Source organism: Arsenicicoccus dermatophilus (assembly GCF_022568795.1).
In the GTDB taxonomy this organism is placed as follows: domain Bacteria; phylum Actinomycetota; class Actinomycetes; order Actinomycetales; family Dermatophilaceae; genus Arsenicicoccus; species Arsenicicoccus dermatophilus.
On record NZ_JAKZHU010000001.1, the window covers coordinates 2,090,447 to 2,102,662 of the forward strand.

The window sequence follows — 12,216 nt, forward strand, 5'->3', positions numbered from 1 at the left end:
GGTCAGGCGGCGGCCAGGGCCCGGCGGCGGAGCAGCAGCGTGGTGAGCGCCGTCGCGCCACCGAGCAGCATCAGCGCGATCCCGGCCCAGGTGAGCAGCGGCACGTGGCTGGGCAGCGGGAGGAACTCCTCGTCGAGGGTCGCGGTCAGCGCGAGCGCGTAGATCCAGGCCACCAGGCCCACCAGGGCGGCGGCCAGGGCGGCCAGGACCACCAGGGTCCGGACGAGGGTGGGGCGAGCGGTCTGCGTCATGGTGACTCCTCGGCGCGACGGACGGGCATGACCGGGATCAGTGAAGCACCTCGACGGCGGCCCGCGCGCACCGGGCCGCCGTCCGGGCTTCGCCCGCGGGCCATCACCCGGCCGCGGCGTCCCCCTGCAGGCGGGCGAGGGTGTGCACCAGGTCCCGCGTGGCCGGGTAGAGCTCGCGGTAGACGTCGTACAGCCGGTCGTAGGTCGCCCGCACCGCGGGATCGGGGCAGACGACCCGGTCGACCTGGGCCCAGGAGGTGCCGACGGGCACCAGCCCCACCCCGGTGGCGGCCAGCAGCGCGTCGCCGTAGCTCGCCCCCACGGTCACCCGAGGCACCTGCTGCTCGATCCCGCAGATGTCGCTCACGACCTGGGTCCACAGCCCGCCCTGGGTGCCGCCGCCGACGGCGACGACCCGGGCCGGTGGCCCGGCGACCTCGGAGAGCACGTCCACGACCTGCCGTATGCCGTAACCGATCCCCTCGTAGCCCGCCCGGAAGAGATGGCCGCGGGTGTGCCGCAGGGTCAGGCCGCTGATCACCCCGCGCGCGTCGGGGTCGTAGTGCGGGCTGCGCTCGCCCGCGAGATAGGGCAGCAGCACCAGCCCGTCGCTGCCGGCGGGCACGGCGCGGGCCTCGTCCACGAGGTCCTCGAAGGAGGGGTCACCCATGAGCGTGCGCAGCCAGGTGGTCAGGCTCCCCGACGTGGACATGCCGGCCGCGAGGGTGTGCGACCCGGGCACGACCCCGGAGGTGGTCCACAGGCGGGCGTCGACGGTCGGGGCGGGCAGCACCTGCACGAGGAACATCGTGGAGCCGTACATGAGCATCAGGTCGCCCGGCCGTCGCACGCCCACGCTGAAGGCCTCCGCCCACGCGTCGACCGTGCCCGCCATGACGGGCAGGCCCTCGGGCAGGCCGGTCGTCGCGGCGGCTGCGGCGGTGACCCGCCCGGCCTCCTCGCCCGGCCACAGCAGCTCGGGCAGCGGCGTCCCGGGCAGCACCTGCTCGGCCCAGTCCCGCGCCCAGTCCTGCCGCGCGACGTCGTACAGGGGATCGCACTGGCTGGCGGTGTGGTGGTCGAGGACCCAGCGACCGGTGAGGTGGGCGACGACGTAGCTGTGGGCGGAGTACCACCGCATGGCCGGGTCATAGGCCGGGACGTGGCGACGCAACCAGGCGAGCTTGGGTCCCACGGCCTGGCTGGACAGGTGCTTGCCGCAGCGGGCGAGGACAGCGTCGGCGCCGAGCTGGGCGGTCTGCTCCTGGATCTCGACCTCGGCGCGGGCGTCGATGCCGTAGAGGATCCCCGGGTGCGCCGGGGTCAGGTCGTCGGTGCAGGCGACGAGCGCCGGACCGAGACCGGACACGCACATCGCGACGAGCTCGTGCCGGCCCAGCTCGGCGAGCCGGTCGGTGAGCCGGCGGGCGATGGTGACCACGCTCCCCCACCAGTCGTCGACGGCGTCCATCTCGGCCCAGCCGGGCCGCGGCAGCCGCATCGCCAGGTCGACGCGCGCGTCCGCGAGGATCTCACCGTCGGCGGTCGCCAGCACGCCCTTGGCGCTGCCGGTCCCGATGTCGATGCCCAGGGTGACCGGGGTGCGGGCGGTCATGCCGCCACCTCCTCGCGGCGCCCGGCGCGCGAGCGCCACCAGCGCCCGAGGCCCGCGCCCCAGGTGTTCCACAGCACCATGACGATCAGCAGCACACCCTGGGCGATGGTCACGACGTGCGGGCTGTCCTGCACCGAGAGCAGGCCGGTGGCGAGCATCTGCAGCGCGAGCACCGAGATGACGACGCCGGCGACGGTCATGTAGCCGCCGTCGGGGTTGACCCCGGCGAGCACCGCCACCACGATCGCGAGCAGGACGTACGACGTGCCGTACTGCGAGTTGGCGCCGCTGGCGCGCGAGCTGATGATCAGACCGGCCACGCCCGCGAGGGTGCCGGACAGCAGGTAGGTCAGCGTGAGGACCCGGCCCCGACGGATCCCGCTGTAGTCCGCCGCCCGCGGGTTGGCTCCCACCAGGCGCATCCGCAGCCCCAGCGTGGTCCGGCCGACGACGACGGCCACGAGCACCGCCATCAGCAGCATGATCTCGAAGATCAGCGGGATCCCCGCGACCGTCGTCAGCGCCACGTCCGTGAAGGACCGCGGCAGGCCCATGAGCACGGTGCCGCCGGACAGGACCAGCGCCATACCGCTGAAGAGCTGCTGGGTGCCGAGCGTGGCGAGGATCGGGGGCACCCCCAGACCCGCCACCAGCGCGGCGTTGACCAGCCCGCACAGCGCCCCGACGGCGAGCGCCGCGAGGACCGCGACGCCGACGGGCCGGCCGCCGAGCATCAGCTGCGCGGCGACGATCGCCGAGACGTTGGAGATGCCGACGACGGACAGGTCGATGCCCGCGGTGAGCATGGCCAGGGACATGGCCAGGCTCAGCAGGGTCAGCTCGGGGGCGGACAGGAAGATGTACTGGAAGTTGGCGCCCGAGAGGAAGACCCCGGGGTTGACCAGGCTGAAGGTCACGAAGATCGCCAGGGTGACCAGGACGAGTCGGGTGAAGCTGGCGCGGGTCCCCATGGCGCGCAGCAGGTCTCGGGGGGACGTCAGGGTCGCCATGTCAGTGGGCGCCTTCCGTGGTGGGCTCGGCGGTCGCGACGGGACCGTGGTCGAGGATCGGGCGGGCGGGACGGGTGCGGGCCGACAGGGCCTGCAGCGTGACGCCGAGGAGCAGGAGCAGCCCGACGACGGCCTGCTGCCAGATGCTGGGGACGCCGAGGGGCACCAGCGAGGTCTGGATCAGCGAGATCAGCACGACGCCGAGGACGGTCCCGCGGACGGTGCCCTTGCCTCCGGTGATCGCAGCCCCGCCGAGGACGACGGCGGCGATGACGTTGAGCTCCTGGCCGATGAAGGTCGTCGGGTCGGCCCGCTCGGCGAGGGTGACGTGCATGATCCCGGCCAGGCCGGCGAGCGCACCGGCCAGGCAGAAGACGAGCACCCTGATCCGCCGGACGGGCACGGCTGCGCGGGCCGCGGCCTCCTCGCCGCCGCCGAGGGCCAGGACGCTGCGTCCGGCGACGGTCCAGCGCAGGAAGGCCCACACGAGCAGCGCCACCAGCAGCACCAGCAGGACGAGCACGTTGAGCCGGGTGGTCCCGCGCACGGCGCCCTTGGCGGTGATCAGGTTGGTGGTCGCCAGCTGCTGGAGCGGCTCGGGGAGGGTGTTGATGATGTCGCCGCCGCCGAGGGCGAACAGCGCCCCGGTGAAGATCGCCGAGGTCGCCAGCGTGGCGATCAGGGTGATGACACGGGCGCCGATGACCACGGCGGCGTTGACCAGCCCGAGGACGACGCCGATGCCGATGGCGACGGCGAAGGGGACGACAGCCATCCCCAGCGACCCCGTCTGCGGGGTCACCCGGCAGGCGACGTACGCCGCGACGATGCCGATGGCGAGGAAGGAGACGTCGATGCCGCCCGCCACCAGGACGAGCAGGACGCCGAGGGCGAAGACGACGTTGACCATCGACGCGCGCAGGATGTTGAAGAGGGTCTCGACGTTGAGGAAGTCGGGGACCTTGACGACGACGGCGGCCAGGATCGCGAGGATCAGGACGACGAGGAGCAGCTCGGAGTTGGCGAGCAGCCGGTGCGACAGGCTCGCGCGCGGGGCTGTCGGGGCGGTGGTGGCGGGGTGGGCCGAGGGGCTGGTCGGCACGGTGGACCTGGTGGCGCTCATGCGGAGATGGCCTTCACGATGGCGGGCTCGCTGAGCGCATCGCCGGCGAGCTCGCCGACGATGCGCCCGCTGCGGACCACGAGGACGCGGTGGCAGGTCGAGACGAGCTCGGGGACGTCGTCGGAGATGACGACCACGCCGAGGCCCTTGAGCGACTGCACCCGCAGGACGGACAGGATGTCGAACTTCGAGCCGACGTCGACACCGACGGTGGGCCCGTTGAGGATGAGGACCTTGGGCTCGCCGAGCAGCCACTTGGCGAGCAGGACCCGCTGGGCGTTGCCGCCGGACAGGCTGCGGACCGGGTCGTCGACCGACCCGACCTTGATCCGCAGGTCGCGCACCGAGTCGTCCACCATCTGGCGCAGGGCGCCCCGCTTGAGCAGGCCGCGGCGGGAGCCCCGGTCCAGGTGCGCGGCGACGAGGTTGTCGGCGATCGGCTGGTCCAGGAAGAGTCCCTGGGTGAGCCGGTCCTCGGGGACGTAGCCGATGCCGGCACGCACGGCGTCGGGCATCGAGCGCACCGGCACCGGGGAGCCGTGCACGAGCACCTCCCCGGTGGGGGCGGGGTTGATCCCGGCGACGGCCTCGGCGATCTCGGTGCGGCCGGAGCCGAGCAGGCCGGACAACCCGACGATCTCCCCCTGGCGCACGGTGAAGGAGATGTCGGCGAACAACGGCTCGTGGGTGAGCCCGCGCACCTCCAGGGCCGGGGGCCCGGTGACCTCGATCGGGGTGGTGCGCTCGCTCTCGGTGGAGCGGCGGCCGGTCATCCGCTCCGCGAGGGAGGCGTGGGTGAGCTCGTCCGGGCGCCCGGTGGACACGACCTGGCCGTTGCGCATCACGCTCACCCGGTCGGAGATCGCGAAGACCTCCTGCATCTTGTGGCTGATGAACGCCAGGGCCACGCCGTCGGCGCGCAGGGTCCGCACCGCGTCGAAGAGCGCGTCGACCTCGCGCCAGGTGAGCGCGGTCGTCGGCTCGTCCATGGCGATGAACCGGGCGCTGTGGGCCAGGGCCCGGGCCACGGCGGTGAGCTGGCGCTCGGCGACCGTGAGCTCGCCGACGGGGGTGCGCAGGTCCAGGTCGATCCCGAGGCGGGCGACGGCGGCCTCCGCCGTCGCCATCACCTCCTTGCGGCGGATCAGGCGGCGGCCCGTGACGAGATGTCCTGGCAGGGCGATGTTCTCGGCGGCCGAGAGGTTGGGGAGCAGGGAGAAGTCCTGATAGATCACCTCCAGGCCCAGGCCGTATGCCGTGCGCGGGGTGAGGTGGTCGTAGGTCCGACCCTCCACCACGACCTGCCCCGACGTCGGGGCGTGGGCGCCGCTGATGACCTTCATCAGCGTGGACTTGCCGCAGCCGTTCTCCCCGGCGAGGCAGTGGACCTCGCCCGGGTAGAAGTCGATCGACGCCCCGCGCAGGGCGTGGACCCCGCCGAAGGACTTGGTGACGTCGCGGGCGGACACGAGGGGCACGACGTCCGGGACGTCCGCCGTGGGGTGGTGCGTGGTGGAGGGCATGGGACCTACTCGTTCGGCAGCGTCGGACGGATCAGAAGGGGAACTTGTCGACGGTGTCCTTGGTCGCCGTCAGCATCGCGTCGGCCGTGAACATCTTGGGGTTGGTGGGCGACTGGGTGAGCTTGGTGTAGCCCTCCACGCCCAGGTCGGTCCCCGTCGCGATCTTCTTGCCGTCGACGAGCAGCTGGCCCGCCTTGAGCATGGCCTTGCCGGCGGCCGAGGGGTCCCAGAAGTAGATCTCGTCGATCGACCCGTCCGTGAGGTACTGCTTGGACTGGGACGGGACGCCCGTGCCGTAGACGCAGGTGTCGTTCTGCAGGCCGGCCTCCCGGATGGCCCGCGCGATGCCGATGACGTCCTCGGAGCTGGCGCCCGCGAAGCCTGTGAGCTTGGGGTTGGCCTGCAGCAGCTGCTTGGTCTTCTGGTAGGCCACGTCCGCGTTGTTGTTGGACTCGACCTCGGTGCCGATGCGGCTCATGCCGGAGAAGGACTTCTTCTGCTCCTCCAGGGCGGCCTTGGACCACTCCATGTGGGTCGCCGCGGTGAGCGAGCCGACGAACTGGACGTACTGCCCCTGGCCCTTCATGCAGCCGCCGAGGCCCTTCATGATCGCCTGGCCGTACTTCGCGTTCTCGAAGGCCTCGATGTCGGCGTCGGGGCTCGAGAGCTCCGGGGCCTCCTGGGTGATCACCTTGACGCCCGCGCCGGTCGCCTGCTTGATGACCGCGTCCAGCGAGCCGGGGTCGGAGGGGATGATCGCGAGCACGGACGGCTTCTTGGCGATCAGGCCCTGGATGATGCCGACCTGCAGCTCGGGGCTGTTGGTCGCGGGTCCGGTCTGGGTCGCGGACTTGCCGGACTCCTTGCCGAACTCCTCGACGCCGGTCTTCATCCGGTCGAACCACGCGATGCCGGTGAGCTTGACGACGTTGACGTAGGCGCCCTGGGCGACGGCGGCGCCACCGCCCGCGGCGCCCGGCGCGCCCCCGGCAGCGCTGCCGGCCGCGGACGCGCCGGTCGAGCCCCCTCCTGCGGGGGCCGAGGTGTTGTTGACCGTGCCGCAGGCGCTGAGGGCGAGGACGCTCAGCCCGGCCGCCATGGTGATCGTGCGACGAGCGCGCATCTGATCCACTCTCCTTCGAGTTACCGGTGGCGACTGCTGCGCACGAGACCACGTCGACTCGTGCACGAATTCGTGCAACGCCTGCTCGGCAGCCTGACCCCGCTCTTCCTGCGGTGTCAACCGTTCTGCACGCATTCACCCGAGAGGGTGCACGAATTCGTGCACGGATGTGGCGGAGATCGCCCTAGGGTGGTGGCGCCCCCTCCCGCACCGCGGACGGCGGGTCCGCGGGGGCGGCATACGATCGGGCCGACAGGCGCGAGGCAGGGAGGTGCGATGGGGCTCACCAGCCGCCAGCAGCTCATCCTGTCCACCCTCGGCGGAGGAACCTACGTCGAGGTCAAGGACCTGGCCTCCCAGCTCGACGTGGACGTCTCCACCATCCGCCGGGACCTGCAGACCCTCACCCGGCAGGGCCTGGTCGAGCGCCTGCACGGCGGGGTGCGTCTGCACCGGGTCTCGGTGCCCCGCGCGGTCCGCGCCCAGGAGTACCTCGCGATCGCCGGGGCGACCCGGCGGATGCTGCGGGGCGGCGAGCGCATCCTGATCGGCGGCGGACCGATCACCGACCAGCTGGTGCCGCTGCTGTACGACGTCCCCTCGCTCACCGTCGTCACCAACGACCTGCGGGCGGCCGACCAGCTCGCCCAGCACCCCACGATCACGGTCCTCGCGGCCGGCGGCGAGCTGCGCGACGCCCCCGGGCGAGCCACCACCTCCGGGCCGGTCACCGCAGCGTATCTCGCCGAGCAGCAGGCGGACTGGTCCTTCGTCGAGGTGGAGGGCATCCACCCCTTCGGCGGGTTCACCACCTCCACGCCGTGGTCGGTCGCCACCGCCCGAGCCATGCTCGCGGCCGGGCAGCGGCGCTGCGTGCTCGCCCTCTCCGCCGCCTTCGGCGTGCGCTGCGTCGGCTTCATCAGCGAGGTCGCCGGAGCCGACCTGATCATCACCGACGAGCAGCTGGACGACTACGACCTTCCGGCCTTCGGCGGCAAGGTGGTGCGCGCCGCCCTCGACCCCGACCACGGCTGGCGCGGCCGACGCTGACGGTGCTCTCGGAGCCCTAGGCTCGGGGCATGGCCGATCTGGTGCTCACCCTGCGAATTCCCCTGCCGCGCGAGATCGTCCGAGAGCGCCTGTGGTGCGCCGACCGGCACACCGAGGAGATCCCCCTCACCACCGTGTCGACCTCCGGGAACGGTCGCCTGGACCAGGTGGGGGCCGAGATCCTCGCCCGCACCGGGTGGTGGCCCCTCGCCGTCGACGACCGGATGCTCGTCCTGGACGTGTCCTGCCCCGAGGACGGTCCGTGGCGCTACCGGATCGTCAAGATCGGCACCGTGATCCGCGGGTCGGTGGACGCCGTCCTCTCCCCTGCCGAGGCGGGCTCCGTCACGGATCTCGTGTGGCGCCAGAGCATCTCGGTGATCGGCATCCCCCATTGGGCGGACCCGCTGACGGCCGCCGTCGCCCGCGTGGCCTACACCCACGCGATCCGCCGGATCTGCCTCCAGCCCGACCGGGCCCTACGGTGAGGCCATGACCTCCGACGAGCTGCGCACCCGCTTCGAGGTGCTCACCGCCGCCCTCGCCCAGCTGCCCGCGACCCCCGCGATCACCTGGCGGGGGTATGACGGCTCCACCCCCTTCGGCACCGAGCTCGCGGCACTGCGCACGGTCGGGCTGACCGCCACCACCCGCGACCTGGCCCTGGCCGTGCAGCCCGGAGCGATCGGCGTCTTCCTCGTCGTGGGCGAGAGCGGTCGCGACCTGACCGCCGTGTCCACGGACCCGCAGGAGCAGGAGGTCGTCTACCTGCCCGGGACCGTCCTCGCGGTCCGTGGACAGCTCGAGGGACCGGGGATGCCGATCATCGTGGTCCACGAGCTGATCCGCGAGGACGACACCTGGCGCGGGCCGGCGCTCGCCGAGACGGACCTGATCGCCCTGGCCCGCGAGGCCGTCCGGGACCTGCGCGCCGGCGCCCCACGACGCTCGCTCCCCGAGAAGTTCTGCGGCGAGATCGCCTGAGCCGCAAGGCATCACCGACCCCGGCAGCGTCGGGGCACGGTGCGGCCGGGTGACGTTCACCCGCCGGACGCAAGCGCGTCGGCCCCTGGTGGACCAGCCCTGCTGGGGTCGAGGCATGGACTCCCTGCCCCCACGCCCGGCGCCCCGCCGCCCCGTCTCCCGTCGCGCCCTGCTCACCGGCGCCGGTGCGCTCACCCTCACCACTGCCGCCTCCCCCGCCGAGGCGGCGACGCCCGCGGTCACGCTCCCGCTGATCGGCCCCGCCACCGGGCCCGACGTCCACGTCATGACCTGCAACGTGCGCTACGACAAGGCCGGCACCCGGCGCACCAGCCCGGACTACTGGCCCCGTCGCGTCCCGGCGCTGCAGGACCTGCTGCGCGCCGAGCAACCCGACCTGCTGGGGACCCAGGAGGCGCTGGACCACCAGCTGCCCGCGATCCGGGACGCGCTGCCCGACACCTACCGGATGCTGGGGAACGGCACCGAGGGCGAGTACTCCGCGATGTTCTACGACGCGGCGCGCTTCACGGTCGGCGAGTGGCGGCAGCGTTGGATCAGCGACACCCCCGACGTCCCGTCGCCGACATACGGCAACACCCTGCCGCGCATCATCGTCTGGGCCACCCTGACGGACACCGCGACCGGCCGGGACCTGCTCTGGCTCAACACCCACCTGGACAACGTGTCGGACGAGTCCCGGCGCCGCGGCGCCGAGATGATGCTGCAGGTCGTCGCCGAGCACCCCGGCCTGCCGGTCGTCGTCACCGGCGACGTCAACTCGGCCGCAGGGGACTCCGTCGCCTGGACCACGCTGGTCACCGAGGGCGGGCTCACCGACGCGTGGTCGGCCGCGCAGCGGCGCCTCACCCCGGCCTACGGCACCTTCACGGACTACCGCGCCCCGCGGGTCGGAGGCGAGCGCATCGACTGGATCCTGGTCGACGGCGCGACGGTCCTCGCGGCTGCCGTCAACACCTGGACCCGCACGGGGCAGGCACCCAGCGACCACGCACCCGTCCAGGCCCTGATCCGCGTGCCGTGACAGAGCTTTCGCGGGCCCGGAGATCCCCAAACCTCCAGGCCCGCGAAAGCGGTCGGCGTGCCGGCGTCAGGTCAGCGCGGCGAGAAGAAGTAGGCCTTGGCGCCCGGGTCGCGCAGCATGATCAGGTTGAGCGACTCGTTGAGCTTGTCCGTGGTGTGGTAGGTCAGGTGCAGCCCCCAGGGCATCACGCCGGTGACGACGGCGCTGTGGCTGATGCGCTTCTGCCCGCCCCACTGGAACTGCACGATGTCGCCCACCCGGGCGTTGGCGGGGTTGCGGTACTCCACGACCCGCTGAGGGTTGGCCCGGAAGAAGTCGGCGAGCTTCTGGGCGTTGATCCAGCTGATGCTGGTGGCAGCGTTGCGCGTGTTGGGGTAGGCGCCCGCCGCGTAGTACCAGGCGCGTCGGTCGCCGGGCTTCATCGCACCCTTGCCGACGTTGGTCCACCCACCGGCGGCGAGCACCTGAGAGACGAAGTTGGTGCAGTCGGCGCCGCCCCACGTCGGGTACTTCTGGTCGTTGTGGAAGAACACGTGCCGCCAGGCGTACGCCGACGCCTTGTCGCGGTTGTAGGGGGCGGTGAGGGTGTTGGCCGCAGGCCGCGCCTTGAGCTTGGCGGTCACCTCCGGCGAGTCGGTCACCCCGGCGAAGGCGCCCTTGCCCTTGACGCTCGGCAGCGGGGTGAGGATGTCGGCAGCCGCGGCACCGGCGTCACGACGCTGCTGGGGGGTGAGCTCCTGCAGGTCCTTGACGCCCTGCACCTGCCACCGGCCGCCGACCAGACGGAAGGTGTAGGACCGCGGAGCCACGTCGGTGGCGTAGTCCTCCAGCCCGATGCCGGCGCCCCGCAGGTGCAGCCGGGTGGAGTCCTTGGTGGTCACCGTGGCCGTGTCACCGGTGCGGTTCACCTTGTCCACCGTGACGAGGACCATGCCCCGGTCGTAGGCACGGGGGGAACCGGCCCGGCGGTGCGTCTCGGCGATCTTGGCCTTCTCGGCGGCCAGGCTCTTGAGCAGCGTGGGGGCGAAACGGTCCTTGGACAGCGGGAGCCCGACGCGCTGGAGCCCGACGGCACCGGCGACGCGCTCCTCCTGGTAACGCGTGACGACCGAGGCGGCCAGGGTCCGGCTCAGGAGCTCACCGTCCAGGGCTGACGCGGCCTGGGACGTGGGCGCAAGGACAGGCACCGCGCAGGCGACGAGCCCACCGGCGAGAGCGAACGAAAGACGACGACGCACGAGATCTCCTGGATCACGAGAGGGATGTGGACGGCTACCAACCCCCGGCAGCGCGCCCGACGGCCCACTCCACAAGTCGGCCGTCAGCCGAATGCTACTGCCAAGTAGACCATCCCGGTGACAGGCCCCTCCAGGCGCCTGACCTGGCGCCCCGCTCCTCGCAGCCTTCTCCCAGCTGTCCTTCGGCGCCGGGCAGAGCGGGAGGACGTCCGAGTCCTCCGGCCAGCGCGTCACCGCCGAGGTCGTGGTGGACGGCAAGCAGGCGGACATCAGCACCGTGGACTTCAGCCACACGCACGAGTTCCAGGTTCCGATCAAGGACGCGCATGCCGTCACGATCCGCCTCTTCCTGGACGACAAGGTCCAGGGTTGCACGTCCAGAGCCGACGCGGTCCTCGTCGACGTCACGGTGCGACCGGAGCCGGCAGCACCACCATCGACCGCGGCTCTCCCCACGGCCCGGCCACGGGTGTCCGAGACCGGGTCCTCCCCCAGCACGCCTCCCACCACCAGCACAGCCGTCGCCGCGGCGGTCTGCGGGCAGGACGGCCAGCCCGTCTCGTGCGAGTCTGCCCACGCCCGCGAGGACCTGCCCGCGACCGCCGTCACCAGCTGCGACCGCTCCGGCATCCTGACGTATGCCGGAGGTGACCCGAGCCTGGACTCGCTTGCCCCGGAGCTGCACACCCGCGGCGCCGAGGACGGGTGCGCGGTCGCCTGGGTGACGCCGCTGACCGGGCCCCTGGCGGGCGCGCTGGGTCGCTCCGAGGGGGTGTCGCTGCGCACCTGCCTGACGGACAGGTCCGGCACCCGCTTCGTCCCCTGCACCCAGCGCCACGACCTGGAGCTGGTCTCGGGCGTGCACGAAGCCCGCCCCTCCGACGCGGAGTGCCTGGACCTGGCGGAGCGTTGCCTCGCCGCTCCGGCCCAGAGCTGGCAGGGGTCGGTGACCACGACGATGCTGCGCGAGGGCAGCACCTACCGCTGCGCCGTCGGGCCCACCGGCGACAACCAGCTCGTGGGCTCTCTTCGGCGCAACGGGACCAACGCCATACGCCTGCAGTGAACGACGCCAGGCGACGGCCCCACGACCGCCAGGGAGAAGGGATCGGGCCTGATGAGCGACAGCAACGTCCTCGGACGATCGGTCAAGGCTGTCCAGGCCCAGGCGGAGCAGCGCCGCCGAGCTGGCCGCCGCGAAAGGGGCCGAGACCGAGACCTGGAGGATGAGGTCCCCGCCATGTCCGCGGTCCT

At 72.4% G+C, this 12,216-nt stretch carries 12 protein-coding genes; 5 read left to right on the forward strand and 7 right to left on the reverse strand.

The features are described from left to right. Positions 1-2 precede the first annotated feature (2 nt). The 6 genes from MM438_RS09635 to MM438_RS09660 all read right to left on the reverse strand — a co-directional run bounded on the left by MM438_RS09635 (position 3) and on the right by MM438_RS09660 (position 6,645). The gene (locus MM438_RS09635) at positions 3-251 is read right to left on the reverse strand and encodes a hypothetical protein (RefSeq protein ID WP_241452248.1); all 249 of its coding nucleotides are present in this window, start codon (positions 249-251) and stop codon (positions 3-5) included. Positions 252-354: 103 nt separating this feature from the next. Next, positions 355-1,866 (reverse strand): FGGY-family carbohydrate kinase, encoded by a 1,512-nt coding sequence (locus tag MM438_RS09640; RefSeq protein WP_241452249.1) that lies wholly within the window; start codon positions 1,864-1,866, stop codon positions 355-357. Beyond that, the gene (locus MM438_RS09645; protein WP_241452250.1) at positions 1,863-2,876 is read right to left on the reverse strand and encodes an ABC transporter permease; all 1,014 of its coding nucleotides are present in this window, start codon (positions 2,874-2,876) and stop codon (positions 1,863-1,865) included. The genes MM438_RS09640 and MM438_RS09645 overlap by 4 nt, the downstream gene beginning before the upstream one ends. Before the next feature lies 1 nt (position 2,877). Next, positions 2,878-3,999, reverse strand: coding sequence for an ABC transporter permease (locus MM438_RS09650; protein WP_241452251.1), 1,122 nt, complete (start codon positions 3,997-3,999; stop codon positions 2,878-2,880). Beyond that, complete coding sequence (locus tag MM438_RS09655; RefSeq protein ID WP_241452252.1) at positions 3,996-5,522, reverse strand: sugar ABC transporter ATP-binding protein; 1,527 nt, start codon at positions 5,520-5,522, stop codon at positions 3,996-3,998. Before MM438_RS09655 ends, MM438_RS09650 begins: the two co-directional genes overlap by 4 nt. Before the next feature lie 31 nt (positions 5,523-5,553). Then, positions 5,554-6,645 (reverse strand): substrate-binding domain-containing protein, encoded by a 1,092-nt coding sequence (locus MM438_RS09660; protein ID WP_241452253.1) that lies wholly within the window; start codon positions 6,643-6,645, stop codon positions 5,554-5,556. Positions 6,646-6,921: 276 nt separating this feature from the next. On the opposite strand from MM438_RS09660, the gene MM438_RS09665 reads away from it, so the two are divergent. The 4 genes from MM438_RS09665 (at position 6,922) to MM438_RS09680 (ending at position 9,724) form a co-directional block, all read left to right on the forward strand. Continuing rightward, positions 6,922-7,695: a DeoR/GlpR family DNA-binding transcription regulator gene (locus MM438_RS09665; RefSeq protein ID WP_241452254.1), complete on the forward strand. Its 774-nt coding sequence runs from the start codon at positions 6,922-6,924 to the stop codon at positions 7,693-7,695. A gap of 29 nt (positions 7,696-7,724) precedes the next feature. Next, entirely contained in the window at positions 7,725-8,183 is a 459-nt protein-coding gene (locus tag MM438_RS09670) for a hypothetical protein (RefSeq protein ID WP_241452255.1), read from the forward strand. A gap of 4 nt (positions 8,184-8,187) precedes the next feature. Beyond that, positions 8,188-8,679: a hypothetical protein gene (locus MM438_RS09675; RefSeq protein ID WP_241452256.1), complete on the forward strand. Its 492-nt coding sequence runs from the start codon at positions 8,188-8,190 to the stop codon at positions 8,677-8,679. A 115-nt stretch (positions 8,680-8,794) separates the two neighbouring features. Further along, on the forward strand, positions 8,795-9,724 hold the full coding sequence (locus tag MM438_RS09680) for an endonuclease/exonuclease/phosphatase family protein (protein ID WP_241452257.1): 930 nt from the start codon (positions 8,795-8,797) through the stop codon (positions 9,722-9,724). Between the two features lie 71 nt (positions 9,725-9,795). On the opposite strand, the gene MM438_RS09685 is transcribed toward MM438_RS09680, so the two are convergent. Continuing rightward, the gene (locus MM438_RS09685) at positions 9,796-10,962 is read right to left on the reverse strand and encodes an amidase domain-containing protein (protein ID WP_241452259.1); all 1,167 of its coding nucleotides are present in this window, start codon (positions 10,960-10,962) and stop codon (positions 9,796-9,798) included. 247 nt (positions 10,963-11,209) lie between these two features. Here MM438_RS09685 and MM438_RS09690 point away from each other — a divergent pair, with 247 nt between their 5' ends. Continuing rightward, positions 11,210-12,028: a hypothetical protein gene (locus MM438_RS09690; RefSeq protein WP_241452260.1), complete on the forward strand. Its 819-nt coding sequence runs from the start codon at positions 11,210-11,212 to the stop codon at positions 12,026-12,028. Positions 12,029-12,216 lie beyond the last annotated feature (188 nt).